The following is a 22742-nucleotide window of genomic DNA, read 5'->3' on the forward strand; positions in this document are numbered from 1 at the left end:
AAAAATTTTAATACAAAAGACTGTTCACTAGCCAATAAAAAGCCCTGAATTATCAGGGCTTTTTTACTTTTACACTATTTTATAATTAGCACTCTATTGATTCACATTTTATTAATCATTGACAGGATTATCAGGTTGGTAATTTGAGTGTGATGGTTTTGCAAAAGCAAACTTGACCACCTGTAATGCCACACATACTGCACCAACGATAAAAATAACGTCAGCAAAGGTACGAATCCAGCGTAGTGTTTGTAAAAAGTCCTGTTGTAAGAAGCCTTCACTACGAGCATACCATAGACCTTTAGTCATTGAAGCGTACGCTTGGTAAATACCAATCGGTAATAAACTGGTCGCAAGCATCAATACCAAGCCTATATTTAGCGCCCAGAATCCCGTTTTAATGAGATTTTCACTAAAGATATAGTCTGGACGAATATAACGCATAACCAGTAAAACAAAACCAATCGCTAAGAAGCCATAAACCCCGAATAATGCAGCATGAGAGTGAGCGGCTGTGGTATTTAACCCTTGTAAATAGAACAATGACACAGGCGGGTTAATCATAAAGCCAAGTACACCAGCACCCAACATATTCCAGAATGCCACTGCAACGAAGCACATGATAGGCCATTTGAGTTTGTTCATCCAAGGCGCTTGACGCTGCATGGACCAATGCTCATAACCTTCATAACCTAATACGATTAATGGCACAACTTCTAACGCACTGAATGAGGCACCGATTGCCATCACTGGCGTAGTGGTACCAGAAAAATATAGATGATGGAAAGTACCAGGTACACCGCCGAGCATAAATAGTGCCGCAGAAGCAATGGCAGAACCAGTAGCAATTTTTTTGTTTACCAATCCTAAGTTATAGAAAATGAAAGCAAGCGATACCGTAGCAAATACTTCAAAGAAGCCCTCTACCCATAAATGTACCACCCACCAGCGCCAGTATTCCATGATGGTTAAGTGCGTGCGCTCACCATAGAACAATCCTGCGCCGTAGAATAAACCCACGCAAACGACTGAAGCAAAGAATATCGCTAATAAATTTTTATCACCTTTTTGTTTAAATGCTGGTAAACAACCACGGGTCATTAATACCAACCAGAATAAAATACCGACCCATTTTAAAATCTGCCAGAATCGACCAAGGTCAATATATTCGTATCCCTGATGACCAAACCAGAAATTGTATTTCGCTGGCATAATACCGGCAATAGCAAAGTATTGGCTAATGAATGAGCCAACAACCACGATAATTAGGGCAAACCAGAGTATATCAACGCCCAGTTTTTGATATTTAGGGTCTTTACCGCCATTGATAAGTGGCGTTAAGTACAGCCCTGCCATCAAGAAAGCGGTGGCAATCCAAAACAATGCTGCCTGAATATGCCATGTACGTACTAACGAGTATGGGAAGAAGTCGGCCACTGGAATGCCATAAAACTGTTGACCCTCAACGGTATAATGCGCAACAAAGCCACCGATAAACACCTGAAAGACGAACAGCCCCATTACTAAAACACCATATTTTGCTAACGCTTTTTGCGAAGGTGTTAACGCAATTTTGGTTAATGGATCAGCATCTGGTGTTATTTCTTTGACATCTTCTTCTTTACGTAAGAATGACCAACCCCAAATGAGAAAACCTACCCCAGCGATTAAAAACACCACACTGGCGATAGACCACATGATATTTTCTGATGTTGGGACGTTATCAATCAGCGGCTCATGCGGCCAGTTATTGGTATAGGTAGCGTCAGTACCAGGACGTTCGGTAGAGGCAATCCAAGTAGTCCAAAAGAAAAAGTTGGTCAGTTTTTGTCTGTCATTAATATCTGCTAAGGTATTGTTTTTCATTGCAAAGTTTTCACGTGACTTTTGCAATGACGGCTCATTACCGTACAAACCTATATAATAAGGTGCCACTTCATTAATGGCAGCGATACGAGTATCAGACAGTACCACTTGATTTTTATCATTAACACTACTGCCGCGATATTCTTTTTTCAACTGCGCATTTAGCACCGCTTTTTGATCGTCGGTTGCGGCCGCAAAATCATGTCCATATAACTCTTCTGCCCTGATATCTAACCAAGCCACAAGCTCTCTGTGCAACCAATCCGCCGTCCAATCAGGCGCTTGGTAGGCGCCATGCCCGAGCACCGAGCCAAGCTGTTGCCCACCGGTACGCTGCCAGGCAGATTGACCATCTAAAATATCTTCTTCTGTGATTAAAACCTTCCCATTCGTATCAACATACTGATCAGGGATAGGAGGTGCAGTACGATAAACTTCCACGCCACCCCATCCTAAAAAGGTAAAAGTAATAACGAGAACGGCGATTAAGCCCCACCAATACTTCTTATACTCGCCCATATCTTGCTCCTACTGGCTAGATAGATAAATTTAACACTATAAACATTCATATTAAATGAATTTTTATAGGTACAATTATGCTTCCAAAAATTAATAATAATACTGACTAACTAAAATTCGTTTGATGATAATTTACAGATAAAATCAAAGTGGAAACATATTAACATTCATATTAAATGAATGTTAATAATTATTTCTATTTTTTATTATTACAGTTATAAACGTTAGCGTTCACTATTAGCGAAACAGCTACCTAAATAGGTAGCTATTTGCTTGGTCGATTAACTGTTTGAATGGTTAATCAAGACGTATCAGTCAAAACTTACTGAAAATCATAAAACGAGGTTAAGATTCATCTACCTTATCAAATAACTTTTCAATCGGTTTAGTATGAATCTTTGAGCTATTAAACATCGATTTATTGCCCGTCTCACTTTCTGCCCAAAAATTGATATTAAACTGGGCATCATCACTTAGCTCTACACGGTGCCAATACTGAGGTGGACTGACAGCAAATTGACCTGCTTCAATAACAACGGTTTTTTCAGGTTCGGTAGCCGCTTCATCCGCAAAACCATAAAAGGTTACCGTGCCTTGCATGACACAAATTTGTCCGTATACGCCCTCTGCCGTATTGTGATGGGTCAATAAGGCATTAGGAACTTTATCCTTGGTAAAGAAGTGTGTCGAACGTTTGATTTTCCAATGGCTTGGAATGACTGGATTTGTATTAGTAGCAGAACTCATGATAACTCCTTGGCTCATTCAATGAAAATTGTTGATATGGACTGTATTTATAATCTTGCTTTTATTTGAACTTATCATAAAAAAGGATACGTGATGGATAAAAAAATTATTATTGATAATGATTATCATCTTTATAACTTAACATTTTTGATGGCGCTTTACTACAGGTGTGTATTTTTGATTATGAATAAGCAGTAAAAAACCAAAACTACTCATTACTCCCTATTAAGTAGTAGTGAAAGTATTACGTATACTGCTTTCGCTCAATGGTTATGATTTGTCCTTATTGCTATCTTGTGTCCATTACAGGCATCAGAATTTATAATGGGGACATTATCATGCATGCAAAAGAGCTACTCGAGGTTGAACGTCGTGATATAAGGGCACTACACTATACGTGGATTGCCTTTTTTCTCACCTTTTATGTTTGGTTCAATATGGCGCCGCTTGCCACATCGATGCTACAGACTGAAAGCTATTTAACTTCAGATCATATCAAATTATTTTTAATTGCTAACGTCGCTCTAACAATTCCTGGTCGCGTGGTCGTAGGAATGGCATTAGACCGTTTTGGTCCTCGGCGAGTCTTCTCCATACTGATGGTAGTAATGGCGATACCGACGTGGTTCTTCGCGTTTGGCGACTCTGCCATGCAGCTATTCGTCGCGCGCTTATTTATGTCTATCGTTGGCGCAGGTTTCGTCGTCGGTATTCATATGACGGCATTATGGTTTAAGCCAAAAGACATTGGCTTTGCTGAAGGTTTTTATGCTGGTTGGGGGAATTTCGGTTCCGCCGCCGCTGCTATTACCATACCCACTGTAGCCTTACAGTTTTTTGGTGGTGATGACGGCTGGCGCTGGGCAATTGCCTTATCAGGTCTGCTATTGGCTATATACGGTGTGGTTTATTGGTTTTTAATCACTGATGGTCCAGAGGTCGGGACGCATAAGAAATCACGAAAAGCAGGTGCCTTAGAAGTATCTACTTGGAAAGACTTATGGCTATATTGCTTGTTTATCATACCTTTATATGGCGTACTGGGCTTGCTGGTTTATCGTACGCAAGCGATGGACTTTCTCAGTATGACAGGCGCAATCGTTTGCTATAGCCTCATTGTGTTGATGGTGGTTTATCAAATCTATAAAGCCATCAGTGTGAATGTGCCTATTATTAAAGCGAGTATTCCAGAAGATGATAAATACCCCTTTAAATCCGTTGCCGCGCTTAATGTGAGCTACTTTGCTAACTTCGGTGCAGAGCTAGCGGTGGTTTCCATGCTACCGATGTTCTTTGCCGCAACTTGGAAACTCGACCCAACCGCCGCAGGTTTGATTGCGTCAACCTTTGCCTTTGTTAACTTATGGGCGCGTCCACTTGGAGGTTATATCTCTGACAAGGTTGGTAATCGTCGTTTAGTGATGTTAGTTTATATGTTTGGTATCGGTATTGGCTTTGCGCTGATGGGCATGCTCAATGCTGAATGGCCGCTATTTATCGCTGTCGTGTTTACTATTTTATGCTCGGTATTTGTACAAGGTGCTGAGGGCGCAACTTTTGGTATTATTCCTTCCATTAAACGTCGTCTGACTGGGCAGATATCGGGGATGACAGGCGCTTACGGTAACGTGGGCGCGGTATTTTACTTGTTCATTTATACCTTTGTTGAGCCCAATCAGTTCTTTTATATTATCGCGGCCGGTGCCCTTGTGGCGTGGATTGTCTGTTATTTCTGGTTATCAGAGCCAGAAGGTGCGTTTGGTGATGAATATCAAATGTCATCCGTCGATCGGCAAATTGCCGCAGAAAATCAAAGCTAAAACATAGACCGTATACTGTATGTATGAACCGCTATACTCTCTAAATCTAAAAACCCACCTAGCTTACTGTTAGGTGGGTTTTTTAATGAAGGCGACGAAAGCTCTAATTACTTTTATCTTACTTACCATTATGTTAAGAGAGCGCTACTTAGATAAATGATTGACTGTCCAAACCGCTGCTTCAACACGCGTACGTAGACCCGTTTTATTTAGGATATGCTTCACATGAACTTTTACGGTCGATTCAGCAATATCTAAACTATTGGCAATCATCTTATTACTCAACCCTTCAGCGATCATTTGAATCACTTGCAGCTCGCGACTCGTCAAATTACTGGCGATATCTTCAATACTGGGTGTACGCAGGGTTTGCGCCAATATTGAAGCCAAATTTGGGCTAATCACTAACTCACCGCGTAATATTTTGCGGATATCAATGATAATTAGCTCAGGTTCCATATCCTTTAACAGGTAGCCATCGACGCCTAATTTCAACGCTTCTTGTACATCTTCACCGCTATCTGAGACCGTAAACAATACCGTCTTAGTATTGATATTTCTTGCTTTGATTTCTCGTAAAGTCTCGATACCAGTGAGTATGGGCATTTTATGATCAAGTATCACCAAATCTACTTGGTTGCTCTCTAAAAACGTTAATGCCTCTTGACCATTGCTGGCTTCACCAACGACTTTGACATCATCTTCAAGACTTAATAATTCAGAGATGCCACGGCGTAGCATAGGATGGTCATCTACCAATAACAGCCTAGCTGGAGAAACGGCGGTATAAACTTTAGTACTCATAAATTACTCACAATTAGAAAAAATACTACAAGGTCTCAAACACTTAAAAAAACATTGTCAAAAAATTATCATAACTTAAAGGTTATTGCTTTAAGAATCTTCAAGGACACGCTCTAGTCAATCAAAGCCATGGTTTTATACATGGTTTTATAGATATGCTTCTTTATTACCCTCTTTATTAAAAAAGTTAGGCTCAAATCTAACGGTGATAATAGTGCCATGTGGCTCATTGTCCTTAACCATCAATTCGCCACCAATATTACTGGCGCGCTCTTTCATAATCATCAAGCCATGATGTTGGGTTTGGTCGACACTGCCTAGCATTGACATCCCAACCCCATCATCAACAATATTCATCACGATATGTTTGTCGCCATCTTCATAGCCAAGATAAATCTCTACATTTTGCGCTTTTGCATGGCGACTCGCATTTGACAAGGCTTCTCTGGCAATTTGAATCAAGTCTATCTGTTCGTGAGCACTCAAATTAAGGGTCATAATGTCATTGTGTACCATCATCTTAAAACCGCCTTTTAAAGCAAATTCACTGGCAGCTTCATGCAATGCTTCATCAAAATTGTCATTATCAATAGTTAAACGGAACGTGACTAATAAATCTCTTAGTTGATGATATGCCGAACCCAAGCCTACCTTGATTTGTTCGATATTCTGGTAAATAGCTGGCGCATCGGACTCACTCATCTTACTTTTAAGATGGCGCTCTAAGACACTGACTTGGATTTTTAGATAAGACAAGGATTGCGCCAAAGAATCATGCAGCTCTCGCGCAATGGTTGAGCGCTCTTCGAATAAAATAAGCTGATGCTCCTGTTGACGCTGTTTGCGTAGTGATAATGCGGTACTGATTAAACTGGTCAGCGCCACAATTAACTCATCGTTTTGAGCATCTAGCTCGGCGCTTGAGGACGGGAAAATACTACTACTATCTGTTAGCTGAATGCGCTGTGACGATGCTGTGTCTTTATTGTCATCATTGCCCTTACTATCATCATCGCCATCAGCGATAAAAGAGCGATTCATTATAAGCTTTGATTTTGGACTGACACGCAATTCCCCAAAGGCTTCTTGTTGATGAGCAATAGGATAAGACTTAGTATATTCAGCGTTTTTAATCTCACAGTTGTCACAGTTGAGCTTTTTGCACAGCTCTTGCATTTTTTCACTGTGCAGAACGATGGCATTTTTATTGGTGATATATTTATTTTGGATACACAAGGTAAATTCTAAATGCGGTAAAGCTTTACTGAAATCTGCAACCAAGGCATCAAGGCGATACAAGCTGACCTGATTGATATTAATAAATTTGGAGAAATCATAAAACAACGACAGCACTTGATTGGCTTTGGTGAGATGTTGGGTTTTTATCTGCACCTCACTTTCTAGCGAGCGCTGATAGGTCTCAATCGTACTTGCCATATCATTAAAGGAATTGCCCAGTACTTCAAATTCCCTATAACCAATTATAGACACCCTGGTATTGGCATTACCTCTTCTAAATTGATTATTGGCTTTGATCAACTGATGAATTGGATTTAGTACCCCTTGATTCAGCCGGCGTATACCTATCAACATCACAATGATAGTCAGTATCAGGGATAAGATTTGTAGATTCTGCTGCCATGTCTGGCGCTGCTCGTTTCTGTACTGCAACTCGCCAACCAAGCGATTCACATCATCTATATACTTAACCGAAACGCGATAAAACGCTTGCTTATCTTGTCTTAATAACGCCGGCTTTAAAGCCTCAAACCATTGAGATTTTATCTGATTGAATTGATTACTAATAAGCGTACTTCTATTAGCGCTTGTTAGTTGGTACATCTGTAATTCTTCAAGTCGAATTTCCATGTCTTCAACAAGAAGCTCAATTTTTTCAGCGGTATTTTTATTAGAAAAATCCAATTTACCCTGTTTTTCAACTTGCTTATCATGGGTCAGATTCAAGCTGTCTTGGCGAATATTTAAGCTTGAGCTAAAAGGGTTGTCATCAGAAAAATCCGTCGCCAATTGAAAGCTGATACGGTAAGCAGCCATACGTATCGAGCCTGCGGTATTAATAGCCTCAGCATCAGATTTTGCAACCCAAGCCAATGTGCCACTGCCCATCGCTGACATAACCCATAAAATTGTGATGATTAAGACTGCGCCCCAAGCATTCAAGGTTAGAGAGTGTCGTCGCAAGCTATTCATCATTTATGACTTTTATCCATTATTGAACCGTATTAACCGCAACGTTAAAGCGTACTAAGAAACAAAAATTATGCGCTCAAATCTCATTCTAGTAGCTAATTTTTTGCCCGCCTTCTACCCCTTTTAGTCATCAGTATACCACTATGTATGAATACTCATAACCGCCATATCGCAGTACCGTAAGTCATCATTTGCAACCAATATAGCAAATGCCTGTGAATAAATCCGTTAGCGCTATATCGTCATTGCTAAAGTTTACTAACTTATTTTTGGCAATTTAAATGTTGGTTTATGGCAATTTTAATAGCAATTTAACGTGATAAAAACACCAATTATAACTACGTATAGACGATATTAAGTGAGGAATCGTATGAGCAATCATTACAACTTTAAAGGTGGTAAGCTCATCACTGACTGGCGTCCTGAAGTTGAAGAATTTTGGGAAGGCGGCGGCAAAAAAGTTGCTCGTCGCAATTTATGGATATCCATTCCATCATTGCTACTGGCGTTTGCGGTATGGATGGTATGGAGCGCGGTCATCGTACGGCTGCCGGAGATTGGTTTTGCTTTTGATAGCGAGCAGCTGTTTTGGCTCGCAGCGTTACCCGGTTTATCAGGGGCGACGCTGCGGATTTTTTATTCTTTTATGGTGCCTATCTTTGGCGGGCGACGTTGGACAGCGATATCGACCGCTTCTTTGTTAATTCCAGCACTGTGGATGGGATTTGCGGTTCAAAACTCTGATACACCCTTTATTATATTCGCCGTTATCGCCCTACTTTGTGGCTTCGGTGGTGGTAACTTTGCTTCTTCAATGTCGAACATCTCGTTCTTTTATCCAAAGGCTGAACAAGGTACTGCACTTGGGCTAAACGCGGGGCTTGGTAACCTTGGTGTCTCAGTGATGCAGTTCGTCGTCCCGATGATTATCCTAGTTGCCGCATTTGGTAGCTTAGGCGGTGATCCACAGGTTGCCGAAAGCGGTAAATTATTTTATCTGCAAAACGCTGGTTTTATTTGGGTGCCTTTTATCCTGCTGTTTTCGGCGCTCGCTTGGTTTGGTATGAACGATATTGCCACCGCTAAAGCCTCATTTAAAGACCAGTCCATTATCTTTAAACGTAAACATAACTGGATTATGTGTATTCTTTATATGGCGACGTTTGGCTCATTTATTGGCTTTTCAGCAGCGTTTCCGATGTTGATTAAAAACTCATTTCCCGCTATTGATGCGCTCAAATTTGCCTTTTTGGGTCCATTCGTTGGCGCATTATTTCGCCCATTAGGGGGCTGGATATCTGATAAAACCAGCGGTGCAAAAGTCACCTTTTGGAACTATATCGTCATGGTGCTGGCCGTATTGGCAGTGATGTATTTCTTACCGAGCGAGACCAGTGAAGGCAGCTTCGTTGGCTACTTTATCTCCTTTATGGTGCTATTCATTACGACAGGTATCGGCAACGGCTCTACCTTTACCATGATTCCGGTCATTTTTAGAACCTTTCATGATCGCCGTGAGCCAGAGAAAGCAGGGACAGAAGAGCTGTTTATCGAGATACGTAAAGAGTCTGCAGCTGTGGTTGGCTTTACCTCAGCGGTCGCCGCCTATGGTGCGTTCTTTATCCCCAAAATGTTTGGCTCAGGATTGGGTGTTGATGGCACTTTTATTGCGCTAATTATCTTTTATGTTATCTGTATTGTCTTAACATGGTGGTATTACAGCGGTCGTAAAGCTGAAATTCCTTGCTAAAGCCATTGGCGTAAAACGGTCTTTTAAAAACAGCCTATTAAATAGTAATTTTTAAGCTAAAAAGCCTCTCTTTATAGTGCTACTTGCCAGCGTAAGTAGCACTTTTTTTGTTTTAAATTCTAATTATTAATCTCTAGGTCACTAATTTTTATTAATCACCTCCACTTAACGGTGTTTTTAATTCATTTTTATTTTTGACAGCTACTACTAAGGTGGTAGGGCTCTGCTCATGTTAGCTAATAGTAAGACGGTGACGGCTTACTTAAAATGACACCATCGAAAAATATTTACAGCGTGGGCAGCGATTATTTGCGCTGCGCCATTCAGCTTTAGATACACCTTAGGCAATAATACAGAGGATAGCGAAATGAGCCATTTACTCGACCAATTCCGTTTTTTTAAACGTAAACAGGGCGAATTCTCCGATGGGCATGGCGAGACGCGCGATGAGTCGCGTGATTGGGAAAACGTTTATCGTAGCCGTTGGCAATATGACAAAGTGGTACGCTCAACGCATGGCGTCAACTGTACTGGCTCTTGCTCATGGAAAATCTACGTAAAGAATGGCTTGGTCACGTGGGAAACTCAGCAAACTGACTATCCAGAAACCCGTCCAGATCTACCAAACCACGAACCGCGTGGCTGTCCTCGTGGCGCAAGCTACAGCTGGTATATGTATTCTGCTAACCGTGTGAAATATCCTAAAGTTCGTAAGCCATTACTTAAGCTATGGCGTGAAGCCAAAGCGCAATACCCTGATCCAGTAGATGCGTGGGGCAGTATCGTCCAAGACCCTATCAAAGCTGAACAATATAAATCCAAACGCGGCTTGGGTGGCTTTATTCGCTCAACGTGGGCGGAAGTCAACGAAATCATCGCTGCCAGTAACGTCTATACCGCCAAAACCTTTGGTCCTGATCGTATTATCGGCTTCTCTCCGATTCCTGCGATGTCGATGGTCAGTTACGCAGCTGGTAGTCGTTACCTATCGTTGATTGGCGGTGTTTGCTTATCGTTCTATGACTGGTATTGTGACCTGCCGCCGGCCTCGCCGATGGTTTGGGGCGAGCAGACTGACGTACCAGAATCAGCCGATTGGTACAACTCTGATTATATTATCGCGTGGGGCTCAAACGTTCCACAAACCCGTACCCCTGATGCGCATTTCTTTACCGAAGTTCGTTATAAAGGCACTAAGACCGTTTCAATCACCCCTGACTATGCGGAAGTTTCTAAACTTACTGACTTATGGCTAAATCCAAAACAGGGTACTGATGCCGCTGTGGCGCAAGCGTTCTGTCATGTCATTATCAAAGAGTTTTATCTTAAGCAGCCGAGTGATTACTTCTTAGATTACGCCAAACGCTACACTGATTTACCTGTGCTAGTTATGTTAGAGGGCGAAGAAGGCGCGCGCCATGCGGGTCGCTATCTACGCGCTTCTGACTTAATTGATAACTTAGGGCAAGAAAACAATCCAGAATGGAAAACCATCGGGCTAAATAGTGATGGTGAACTGGTTTCTCCCCTTGGTTCTATCGGTTATCGCTGGGGTGAAAAAGGCAAATGGAATCTTGAGCAAAAAAATGGTACGACAGGCGCAGACATTGACCTAACATTAACCTTAAAAGACAGCAATGAAACCTGCGTAGTCGGCTTTGATTATTTTGGTCATGTTGAACACCCACATTTTGCGTCCGTACCAGGCGGAGCCATACAACAAAAAACCGTTCCTTGTAAAACCATTACCCTTGCCGATGGCAGCACCGCTATCGTCGCTACTGTATTCGATTTAACGGTTGCCAACCTTGGCGTAGATAATGGTGTCGGCGGCGAGCATGTCACTGATGACTACAACGACGCGACCATACCTGGCACGCCTGCTTGGCAAGAAGTGATTACTGGTTTGAGCCGTGAACGTGTCATCCAAGTAGCTCGTGAGTTCGCAGAAAACGCGCATAAAACCCATGGTAAATCGATGATTATCATCGGTGCGGGTATGAATCACTGGTATCACCTCGATATGAACTATCGCGGCGTCATCAACATGCTCATGCTTTGTGGCTGTATCGGTAAATCGGGCGGCGGCTGGGCGCATTATGTTGGTCAAGAAAAACTGCGTCCACAAACAGGCTGGTTACCTCTTGCATTTGCACTCGACTGGATGCGTCCACCACGCCAGATGGCGGGTACCAGTTTCTTCTATGCGCACAGCTCACAGTGGCGTCACGAAACCATCTCTGCTCATGAAATACTTTCGCCACTGGTTAATAAAAAGTTCTTCCCTGAGCATATGCTTGACTACAACATTCAAGCGGAGCGTGCAGGCTGGCTTCCTTCTGCCCCGCAATTAAACTGTAACCCACTGACTATCGCTGCTAAAGCCAAAGCAAGTGGTAAAGAAGTAGCAGATTACGTCGTTGACTCTCTTGAAGATGGTAGCATCCGTTTTGCTTGTGAATCACCTGACAACCCAGACAACTTCCCGCGCAACATGTTTATCTGGCGCTCAAACCTATTGGGCTCATCAGGTAAAGGTCATGAATATATGCTCAAGTACTTCTTGGGCACCAAAAATGGCTTGCTCAATGAAGAAAATGCCGCCGGTCAATTGCAGCCAAAAGAAGTCGATTGGGTCGAAAAAGGCCCTACTGGTAAATTGGACTTGGTTGTCACCTTAGACTTCCGTATGTCGTCGACCTGTATGTATTCCGATATCGTATTGCCGACGGCAACATGGTACGAAAAAGATGACATGAATACCTCAGACATGCATCCCTTTATCCATCCACTTACTGCGGCGACCGATCCTGCATGGGAATCTAAAACGGATTGGGAAATTTATAAAGGTATTGCCAAGAGCTTCTCTGAAGTGTCAAAAGGACATTTAGAGGTTGAGACTGATGTCGTCACCTTACCGATGCAACACGATACCCCGGGCGAGTTGGCGCAGCCATTCGGTGGCACTGACTGGAAAACAGCAGGCGAAAAACCGGTACCCGGCAAAAACTGTCCGATGATTTTGACCGTTGAGCGTGATTATCCAAATACGTACAAGAAATTTACTTCTATGGGTCCTGCCTTAGAAAAACTAGGCAACGGCTCAAAAGGCTTAAATTGGGATATGAAAACTGAGGTCAAACAGCTCGGTGATTTAAATCATAGAGTGACTGAACCGGGTATCTCTGAAGGTCGACCAAGTCTTAACACTGCCGTTAATGCATCTGAGATGATTTTGATGCTCGCACCTGAAACCAATGGTCATGTGGCGGTAAAAGGTTGGGAAGCATTGTCTGAATTTACCGGACGCGAGCATGCCCATCTTGCCAAATCTAGCGAACACGAAAAAATTCGTTTTAAAGACATCGTCGCCCAACCTCGTAAAATCATCTCAAGCCCGACTTGGTCAGGTATTGAGTCGGATGAAGTGAGTTATAACGCTGGTTATACCAACGTTCATGAGCTGATTCCTTGGCGTACCCTGACTGGTCGTCAACAGTTCTATCAAGACCATCCTTGGATGCAAGCATTTGGTGAGCAAATGCAGCAGTATCGTCCACCGATCGATACCAAAACTACGGCGATGGTGAAAGATGCCAAGCCAAACGGTAATAAAGAGATTGTACTGAACTTTTTAACACCGCACCAAAAATGGGGCATCCATAGTACCTACTCTGAAAACTTACTCATGCTGACGCTGAGTCGCGGTGGTCCTTGTGTCTGGATGTCAGAAGTTGATGCTGCCAAAGCAGGTATCGTCGATAACGACTGGATTGAGCTGTTCAATGCCAACGGTGCGCTGACCGCTCGCGCCATCGTCAGCCAACGGGTCAAAGAAGGCATGACCATGATGTATCACGCTCAGGAGAAACTGGTCAATATTCCAGGTTCTGAGCAGACCGGTACGCGTGGCGGTATTCATAACTCAATGACTCGTACTATCTTGAAACCGACGCATATGATTGGTAGCTATGCTCAGCAATCTTATGGCTTTAACTACTATGGCACCGTGGGTTGTAACCGTGATGAGTTTGTCGTGATTCGTAAAATGTCAAAAATTGACTGGCTAGAGGATAAGCCAGATAACGAATTACCGCGTCCATTACCAACCACCATTGAGGATTAAAGCGTTTTCTTCTATTGAAAATAGGTCGTTTTAGAAGTTATTTTTTTAACAATATATTTTGAAACGACATCTTTTAAAACGACATCAATGAAGAATAAAGAGCTGCTTTTTTTACTACTATTTGGAGCACATCAATGAAAATTCGTTCGCAAGTCGGCATGGTGCTTAACCTTGATAAATGTATCGGTTGTCACACCTGCTCAGTCACCTGTAAAAACGTCTGGACCAGCCGTGAAGGTATGGAATACGCATGGTTTAACAACGTTGAGTCAAAGCCTGGTATCGGCTATCCCAAAGAGTGGGAGAACCAAACCAAATGGAAAGGTGGTTGGATACGTAATGCCAACGGCACCATCAATCCACGCATCGGTGGTAAATTCCGAGTTTTGGCAAATATCTTTGCCAACCCTGACTTGCCAGAGATTGATGATTATTACGAACCGTTTGATTTTGATTATCAGCATTTGCATACCGCGCCTATTAGTACCCATCAGCCTATTGCCCGTCCGCGTTCAGCCATTACCGGCAAGCGGATGCAAAAGATTGAATGGGGTCCTAACTGGGAAGAGATTTTAGGGACGGAGTTTGAAAAACGTCGCAAAGATAAAAACTTTGACAACATTCAAGCGGATATCTATGGAGAGTACGAAAATACCTTCATGATGTATTTGCCGCGTCTGTGCGAACATTGCTTGAACCCAACGTGCGTGGCAGCTTGCCCTAGTGGCGCGATTTATAAGCGTGAGGAAGACGGTATTGTTCTTATCGATCAAGAAAAATGTCGCGGCTGGCGCATGTGTATCTCAGGCTGTCCGTATAAAAAGATTTACTATAACTGGAAGTCAGGCAAATCAGAAAAATGCATCTTCTGTTATCCACGTATTGAAGCTGGCTTGCCAACGGTTTGCTCAGAAACTTGTGTGGGTCGTATCCGTTACTTAGGTGTCTTGCTCTATGACGCGGATAAAATAGCTGAAGCCGCTAGTACGCCAAACGAAAAAGACATTTATCCAGCGCAATTGGATTTATTCTTAGATCCTAACGACCCTGCCGTTATTGCTCAAGCATTAAAAGACGGTGTCCCGCAGTCAGTGATTGATTCAGCGCAGCGTTCACCCGTATATAAGCTGGCAGTTGATTGGAAGCTTGCGCTACCACTGCATCCTGAATACCGTACGCTACCAATGGTTTGGTATGTACCACCATTATCACCGATTCAAAATGCTGCTGAAGCGGGCAAAGTCGGTATGGATGGTCTCATTCCAGATGTCGACAGCTTACGTATTCCATTACGTTATTTAGCCAACCTACTAACCGCAGGTGATGAAGAGCCGGTTCGTTTGGCGCTAAAACGTCTACTTGCGATGCGTAGCTACAAGCGTATGCAACTGGTCGAAAAGCAAGAAGTTCAAAGCATCTTAGATGATGTTGGTCTGACCAAACTACAGGTTGAAGAGATGTATCGCTATCTCGCTATCGCCAACTACGAAGATCGTTTTGTTATTCCAACCGCGCACCGCGAAGAAGCGTTGAGCGATGCATTTGCTGAGCGTAACGGTTGCGGCTTTACCTTTGGCGAAGGCTGTTCAGGTACATCTGATAACAGTATGTTCGGACAACGCAAAACCAATCGTCGTGATTTCATCGATACCGTACAGAAATGGGAGTCATAAGATGCAAACTACTCAATTTCATACCGACAGCGCTGTCATCGATGCTGTCATGCCGCCAGTGATTGGCGCATCAGAAATGAAGATACTCAAAGTGCTCAGCTTACTTATCGACTATCCAAGCAACGAGCTATTTTTAGGCGATACCTTGGCTGACTGCACAGAGATTGTCGCCAGATCGACCATTATTAGCCCAGAAGTACGCGCGCAAATCATTGACTTGATTGAAGACTTAATCGATACCGGCTCACTTGAAGCGCAGGCACGTTACGACGGTCTGTTTGAGCGCGGTCGCTCTTTGTCGCTGTGGTTATTTGAGCATGTCCATGGTGAGTCGCGTGATCGCGGTCAAGCCATGGTTGATTTGATGGGTCAGTATGAAGAAGCTGGCTTTGAGATTAGCGTGAAAGAGCTGCCTGATTATCTGCCTTTATATTTAGAGTTTTTAGCTTATCAAGCAACGGTTATCGAAGATGATATTCAAATTCGTATGGATATCGCGGATGTCAGCCACATCATTGCCTTGCTTGCTGCCCGACTTGAACACCGCGGCAGTATGTATAAAGGCTGCTTTAATGCGCTATTGCAGATTGCTGGCAAGCCTCTGGATATGGTCGAAGAGTATCAAGAAAAAATCAGCAAAGAGAAGCCTGATGACAGCTTTGAAGCATTAGATAAAGAATGGGAAGAAGAAGTGGTTACGTTTTTGGATGCGCAACAAGAAGAGCGTTGCTCCTCGCAGACCAGCACTCAAAGTCTGGCGGCAAAAGCGGGTGTTAGAGCTAATCCACATGCTGTCGACGCCCCTGTGCACTGGGTAGACTTTAAAACCAATCCACCGGTTAAACAGTCATAAGGAGAGATGACATGAATATTGCAGATCCTAGCGTACAGTCTTTAGCCAATCTAAGTTGGCTGCAAATCTTTCTTTTTGGTGTTTATCCATATATCGCCTTAACCATCGCTATCATTGGTACTTGGGTACGTTTTGACTTATCTCAGTATTCGTGGAAGACCGGTTCATCACAAATGCTAAGAACCAAAAATATGCGTCTTGCCAGCAACTTATTCCACGTCGGCATCATCGTGGTATTGCTTGGGCACTTATTCGGTATGTTGACGCCGCATTTTCTCTATGACCGCTTTATCAGCGCAGGACATAAGCAGATTTTAGCGGTGGTCGTCGGTGGTATTGCGGGGGTATTCTGTTGGTTTGGTTTGGTCATGCTGATGTGGCGTCGCTTTACGGACGATCGTATCTCTAACACCTCATCATTCTCAGACAAGCTGATACTGGTGCTGTTGTTTATTCAGCTTAACCTTGGTCTAATCTCCATCTTTACTTCAGTCAAACATTTAGATGGCTTTACCATGATGAATTTAGCAGGCTGGGCACAGGACATCACCATCTTAAGACCTTGGCAAGCAGCAGCGCGTATCGAGCAAACTGACCTCATCTATCAGCTGCATATGGCGCTGGGTATCACGCTGATTGCGATATTCCCATTTACCAGACTGATTCATATTATCAGCGCGCCAGTATGGTATTTAGGACGCCGTTATCAAATTGTGAGACAGAAACGTTCGCAATAGAATTAGGCACGATAGTGATACAGCATTGATGTTTAAATAGGAATACGATACCATAAGATTCATTTTTTATGAATCTTATGGAAACAGGCTAATTATTTGACTGCTGAACGCTCAATCCTGCACGCAAGTACAGCGTTCATTGCAGTTTCAATACTCATTTACTGTTACCAAGTTCATTTTCTGAGCTTCAATCCCTAAATTTATCAATGTGACTATTCACTAAAGGATCTACAATGGCTTCACCAAAAACATTAGAAATCGTCAAAGCAACGGTACCAGTACTTGAAGAGCACGGCACCGCGATTACGACTGTGTTTTATAAAAATATGTTTAATGAACACCCTGAACTACTCGATATTTTTAATGAAACCAACCAAAAACTTGGTCGCCAGCAAACTGCATTGGCAATGACAGTTTTAGCAGCGGCCAAGCATTTGGAAAACTTAGCGACGCTATTGCCGCAAGTGACCCAAATCAGCCACAAGCATCGTGCGCTGCAAATTTTGCCAGAGCACTACCCTATTGTTGGTCATCATCTACTTGGCGCTATCAAAGAAGTACTGGGTGACGCCGCAACGGATGACATTATTACCGCTTGGACAGAAGCTTATGATGAAATCGCTTCTATCTTTATCCAAATTGAACACGGTATGTACGAGCAAGAAATGTGGCAAGGTTTTGCCCCATTTAAAATTACGGAAAAAGCAGAAGCGGCGACTGATATTGCCGCATTTACCGTTGTGCCAGTCAATAACAATGTAGAAAACAACCAAGCGATTGATTTAAGCAAGCTCAAACTATCTGCAGGTCAGTACATTACCGTAAAGACAGACCCAACAGACAGCGACCATGTTGCCCTGCGCCATTATTCTCTATTTTCAGCCGATAGCGACAAGGGTATTCAGTTTGCCGTCAGACGCGACAATCGTAATGAGCATAGCGGTTTGGTCTCTAACTATTTACACGACTCATTAGAAGTTGGTGATACGGTTCTACTGTCTGCACCTGCCGGCGACTTTGAGCTGACAAAAGATTTGGTCGAACAAAATGAGATGCCATTAGTATTAATCAGTGCTGGGGTTGGCGTCACGCCGATTTTGTCGATGTTAGAAGCACAAGTGGCTGCCAATCCAAAACGCCCAATCGTTTGGGTCTATGCTTGCCAGAACCAAGAACATCATGCCTTTAATAATGTCGTCAACACGCTATTGGACACGGCTGAAAACGTAGAAAAACATATCTTCTACTTTGATTCTGGACAAATCCTTAACGAAGCATGGCTTGCTAATTTACCTAAGCCTGCTGATATTTATGTTTGTGGCTCTATGCCATTTATGGAAAGTATTATCGATACGCTAATGAGCTTAGATCATGGTGTCGATAGCGTTCATTACGAACCATTTGGTCCTAAAATGAGCTTAGAGCTGGCTTAATGTTATCGATATTATTATATCTTATAAATAATATTGAGCATGGCAAAAAATAAGCTTAGAACCACCATAGAGCCGCTTTTAAATAAATTGATAGATACTAGATTTATGAATACATCATAAATTGAGTACTATTAAATAGATCGTTTAAAAGCTGCTCTATTTTTTATTCAGTTTTTAACTTATAACCTCAATTTTATTTTAAGATTTCTATTGTAAGATTTTTAGCATAAAAATCCTTTTATCAAAAACTTTAGTGGAGCAAAAGCCATGTCTGTCAGTACCTACAATCCAGCCGATCATACGACGACTAATAACGTAAATGACAATGTAAATATTAGCGTTAGCAGTGACACTCATACTGACCATGCCGCTCATGCCTCTACTGATGCTAATGACACGCATAGCGGTCATGGTTGTGGTCACGATCATAGTCATGAGCACAATCATCATCACCATGAGCATAGTCATGACCATGGTGATGATATTGTTCATCTAATGCCAACCTTGACGGATTTACAAAAACCACATTCTGATCAAGAGTTCATTGAAAAAGCAATGGCAGAAGAACACAGCAACCATAAAAATCTCATCGCTTCTAGCCGTGATGAATTGCCTTCGGTCACAGTAAACGGTGTGATGATAGATAGAACCAATATTGCCCAAGAGCTGCAATATCACCCAGCAGAAAATAAAGAAGACGCAGTGTTTTTAGCGACGCAGGCATTGGTGGTACGCGAACTACTTAGACTGGCGGTATTGGATGAACCAAACCTTGGTGAAGCGGCGTGGGAAAACGATGAAGAGCAAGCCATCTCTGCCTTGATAGATAAAAACGTCCAAGCAACCATGCCTGATATGGCAACCTGCGAGCGTTATTATAAGCAAAATATCATAGACTATATGACCGATCCTATTATGAATGTGCGCCATATCTTGCTGGCTTGTTTACCAGAAGATGGCGACGAGCGCTTAAAGCTCAAAAAGACCGCTTACGAATTCATTGAACAAATCAAAAACAATACCAATCCTGATGCAGAATTTATCCAATTGGCACGCCAGCACTCTGCTTGTCCTTCAAAAGAACAAGATGGTGAGTTGGGTGTGATTAACAAAGGACAAACCGTACCAGAATTTGAAAGTGCGTTATTTAAATCAGATGCAGGACTTGCGCCAAGCCCTATCGAAAGCCGCTATGGCTTCCACGTCGTTGATGTACTAAATAAAGAGCCCGGCATACAGATGACTTATGACCAAGTTGTCCCAGCTATTCATAATAAGCTGAGCCAGCAAGCGTTTCATCAAGCATTATGCGATTATCTATTTACACTAGCCAATGAAGCAGATATCGAGGGCATCGAGATGATGCTTGAGCAAGAGAATGTATTCCGCGGCTAATCAATGCGCTGTTCAATATGCTGTCGGTCACGACATGGTTATGGTATAAAGTAACTCTTATATATAAAAGTTACCTCAATAAAATAAGTAGACATTTATGATTACGGTTGCAGGGCTCATCTCTAAAATACAGCAGCGCATAGACAGTTATAACACCACTGACTATCCGCTGACCAAAAGACAAGTCGTAAGCTACGGTTTATTAGACAGCCGCAATCATATATTGGCTGAAGATATCGCCTCGCCTTTTGCGATACCAAGGCAAAATGTATCTGCGATGGATGGCTATGCCATTGCTAAAGACAGTGTGCTCTCAGCAGACAGCACGATCAATATCGTCGGTGAATCACAAGCTGGTAGCCCTTATGATGGTGAAATCATAGCAGGACAAGGGGTACGCATCTTTACCGGTGCTGTCGTCCCTGATAGCTGTGATACGGTCATCATGCAAGAAAACACCAACTTTGCCGCCATAAGAGATAACATTGATAAGTCACAGCCTTATCCTATTATCCTTAGCCAAGACGCCAAACGTGATGACAATATTCGCAAACAAGGCGAAGAGATTGAAGTTGGTGAAGCCGTTTTACGTAAAGGTAAACGTATCAACCCTACTGATATTAGCCTTCTGGCTAATTTAGGTCTAGATAAGGTAGACGTTTATCAGCCTTTAATCGTTGGCGTACTCGCAACTGGCGATGAGTTGGTTGCGATTGGTCATGAGCTGACCAGCTTGGCACAAATCTATAATTCTAACACCCCTACTTTGAAAACCTTACTTTCTAATTTGCCGGTAACGATTCGAGACTATGGCATCATTCCTGACAATTTAGACAAAACCATTACTGCCGTCACCCAAGCCATGCAAGAGTGTGACGTACTTATCTCTACCGCTGGCGTATCGGTTGGCGACTATGACTTTTTGACCACCGTTATTGAGCAATTAGGGAAAATTAATCACTATAAAGTGGCGATGAAACCCGGCAAACCGTTTGTCTTCGGTGAGCTGACTCAAAACCTTGTCAAGCCTGTATTATATTTTGGCTTACCCGGCAACCCATTATCGACGGTCGTCGGCACCTTGCAGTTTGTGATGCCAGCATTGTGGCAAATGGCAGGCGCTGCTCTACAAGAGCGACCTATGCAGTTGACCCTAACTGCGACGCTTGAAAATGATATTAAAAAATCAGCGGGTCGTACGGACTTTCAAAGAGGGATTCTGTCACAAAATGAAGCTGGCAATTTTCAAGTTGAAAGCTTTACCAAACAGCAATCGCACCGTATCAAACAGCTTAGCCACGCCAACTGTTTTATTGTCTTGGCGCAAGATTCTGGTAACCTATCGGCTGGTGAAAACGTACAGGTTCAACCCTTCCCTTGGTTGAATCATTGAAAGCTACTTCATTGATAGTTTAATAACTGAAAACTGCGTTGTTTACAGCTAAACAGTTAATAACTATTTATACCATTAACCGTGAGAAACTTATTATTCACCACCATTTAGCTTCTACTACTTTGGTGGTAGTTTTTAAGTAACTTACGGTTAATTGTTATTTGCTGATAAGCTGTCATAATGATATCTCAATAGAATTTTTCACTCACAACCTGAGGCAACGCCTAAAAGTACACACTATACTTAATATTAATGGTAATCATCTATGAACCATCTTGCCCCCAATGCAGGAAATGCTCAACTGTATTCGCCTGTCGCTGCACCCGCTATTTCTGATGGTGATTCACCGTCGAAAGTCGCCATGTCGTCTATTTATTCCCCTAGTACGCTCTCTCAACCATTAACAGATGGTTTCGCACGACGTCTAACCTATCTGCGTTTATCGATTACTGATTTTTGCAACTTTCGCTGTGAATATTGCCTGCCGGATGGCTATCAAGGCAAACCACCACAGAACGAGATAAGTGTCGCTGAAATTGCTACCTTAATCCGCGGTTTTGCTGAAGTAGGTACCAAAAAAGTACGGATTACTGGTGGCGAACCCTCGATACGTCGTGATTTGGTAGACATTATTAAAACTGTTAAAAACACTGAGGGTATCGAAACCGTTGCCATGACCAGTAATGGCTATAAACTTGGTAAGCATTTGGCAGCTTGGCATACGGCTGGACTGAACCAACTCAATATCAGTATGGACAGCTTTGATGCGGCGACTTTTCATAAGATGACTGGTTTTGATATGTTGCCACAGCTGTTGGCTGATATGGATAAATTACTAGCGACCACGGATATCAAACTAAAAATAAATAGCATTTTAATGGCAGAAACTGCCTTTGAAAATCTGATGAATGCCATCGAATATATCAAAGATAGAGCTATTACCTATCGATTTATTGAATTTATGCAGACCAGTGATAATAGCGATTTATTTTTTGCTCAGCATGCACAGTCCGACATTATCACCAATTATTTATTAAAAAATGGTTGGCAAACCCATATACGCGGCAGCAATGATGGTCCAGCGATAGAATATAGCCATCCAGATTATAAAGGTCGTATCGGCATGATTGCCCCTTACGCTGCTCATTTTTGTGATAGCTGCAACCGTTTGCGGGTCAGCAGTCAAGGTAAGGTGCATCTGTGCTTATTTGACCAAGGTAACTACGATATTCGTCAGTACTTAGAGCAAGACGATGTTGCAGGACTAGTCAATACGCTACATAGCTTTATGCCAATCAAACCTGAACACCATCATCTCCATGAGTCCAATAGCGGCATGATGAATAACTTGTCGATGATCGGTGGTTAGAATCAACCATATACTAATAATCAAATTTTCATTTTTTATAACAAGC

General features: G+C 42.6%; 14 protein-coding genes. 10 read left to right on the forward strand and 4 right to left on the reverse strand.

The annotated features are described in order from the left end of the window. Positions 1-111 precede the first annotated feature (111 nt). Together ACMHKH_RS12805 and ACMHKH_RS12810 are read right to left on the reverse strand one after the other, a co-directional pair. The gene (locus tag ACMHKH_RS12805) at positions 112-2385 is read right to left on the reverse strand and encodes a nitric-oxide reductase large subunit (RefSeq protein ID WP_413521029.1); all 2274 of its coding nucleotides are present in this window, start codon (positions 2383-2385) and stop codon (positions 112-114) included. 345 nt (positions 2386-2730) lie between these two features. After that, positions 2731-3132 carry a DUF1971 domain-containing protein gene (locus tag ACMHKH_RS12810; RefSeq protein ID WP_413521030.1) on the reverse strand — a complete coding sequence of 134 codons (402 nt, stop codon included), beginning with the start codon at positions 3130-3132 and terminating at the stop codon, positions 2731-2733. Between the two features lie 338 nt (positions 3133-3470). Between ACMHKH_RS12810 and ACMHKH_RS12815 the strand changes: the two genes are divergently transcribed. Further along, positions 3471-4952: an MFS transporter gene (locus ACMHKH_RS12815; protein ID WP_413521031.1), complete on the forward strand. Its 1482-nt coding sequence runs from the start codon at positions 3471-3473 to the stop codon at positions 4950-4952. Between the two features lie 144 nt (positions 4953-5096). On the opposite strand, the gene narL is transcribed toward ACMHKH_RS12815, so the two are convergent. Both narL and ACMHKH_RS12825 read right to left on the reverse strand, forming a co-directional pair. Continuing rightward, the gene (gene narL / locus ACMHKH_RS12820) at positions 5097-5756 is read right to left on the reverse strand and encodes a two-component system response regulator NarL (protein ID WP_413521032.1); all 660 of its coding nucleotides are present in this window, start codon (positions 5754-5756) and stop codon (positions 5097-5099) included. A gap of 147 nt (positions 5757-5903) precedes the next feature. Further along, complete coding sequence (locus ACMHKH_RS12825; RefSeq protein ID WP_413521033.1) at positions 5904-7970, reverse strand: histidine kinase; 2067 nt, start codon at positions 7968-7970, stop codon at positions 5904-5906. A gap of 367 nt (positions 7971-8337) precedes the next feature. Between ACMHKH_RS12825 and ACMHKH_RS12830 the strand changes: the two genes are divergently transcribed. The 9 genes from ACMHKH_RS12830 (at position 8338) to moaA (ending at position 22696) form a co-directional block, all read left to right on the forward strand. Continuing rightward, the gene (locus tag ACMHKH_RS12830; protein WP_413521034.1) at positions 8338-9717 is read left to right on the forward strand and encodes a NarK family nitrate/nitrite MFS transporter; all 1380 of its coding nucleotides are present in this window, start codon (positions 8338-8340) and stop codon (positions 9715-9717) included. 367 nt (positions 9718-10084) lie between these two features. Next, entirely contained in the window at positions 10085-13843 is a 3759-nt protein-coding gene (locus ACMHKH_RS12835; protein WP_413521035.1) for a nitrate reductase subunit alpha, read from the forward strand. A 134-nt stretch (positions 13844-13977) separates the two neighbouring features. Then, entirely contained in the window at positions 13978-15516 is a 1539-nt protein-coding gene (gene narH / locus ACMHKH_RS12840) for a nitrate reductase subunit beta (RefSeq protein ID WP_079691217.1), read from the forward strand. Between the two features lies 1 nt (position 15517). After that, positions 15518-16369, forward strand: coding sequence for a nitrate reductase molybdenum cofactor assembly chaperone (gene narJ / locus ACMHKH_RS12845; protein ID WP_413521036.1), 852 nt, complete (start codon positions 15518-15520; stop codon positions 16367-16369). Between the two features lie 11 nt (positions 16370-16380). Then, positions 16381-17106 carry a respiratory nitrate reductase subunit gamma gene (narI, locus tag ACMHKH_RS12850; RefSeq protein ID WP_413521037.1) on the forward strand — a complete coding sequence of 242 codons (726 nt, stop codon included), beginning with the start codon at positions 16381-16383 and terminating at the stop codon, positions 17104-17106. A gap of 233 nt (positions 17107-17339) precedes the next feature. After that, on the forward strand, positions 17340-18539 hold the full coding sequence (locus tag ACMHKH_RS12855; RefSeq protein WP_413521038.1) for a globin domain-containing protein: 1200 nt from the start codon (positions 17340-17342) through the stop codon (positions 18537-18539). A gap of 267 nt (positions 18540-18806) precedes the next feature. Then, on the forward strand, positions 18807-19934 hold the full coding sequence (locus tag ACMHKH_RS12860; protein ID WP_413521039.1) for a peptidylprolyl isomerase: 1128 nt from the start codon (positions 18807-18809) through the stop codon (positions 19932-19934). Between the two features lie 97 nt (positions 19935-20031). Further along, on the forward strand, positions 20032-21327 hold the full coding sequence (gene glp, locus ACMHKH_RS12865) for a gephyrin-like molybdotransferase Glp (RefSeq protein ID WP_413521040.1): 1296 nt from the start codon (positions 20032-20034) through the stop codon (positions 21325-21327). Positions 21328-21592: 265 nt separating this feature from the next. Then, complete coding sequence (moaA, locus tag ACMHKH_RS12870) at positions 21593-22696, forward strand: GTP 3',8-cyclase MoaA (RefSeq protein WP_413521041.1); 1104 nt, start codon at positions 21593-21595, stop codon at positions 22694-22696. Positions 22697-22742 lie beyond the last annotated feature (46 nt).

Origin of the sequence: Psychrobacter glacincola (assembly GCF_965118485.1) — a bacterium.
Classification (GTDB): Bacteria; Pseudomonadota; Gammaproteobacteria; order Pseudomonadales; family Moraxellaceae; genus Psychrobacter; species Psychrobacter glacincola_D.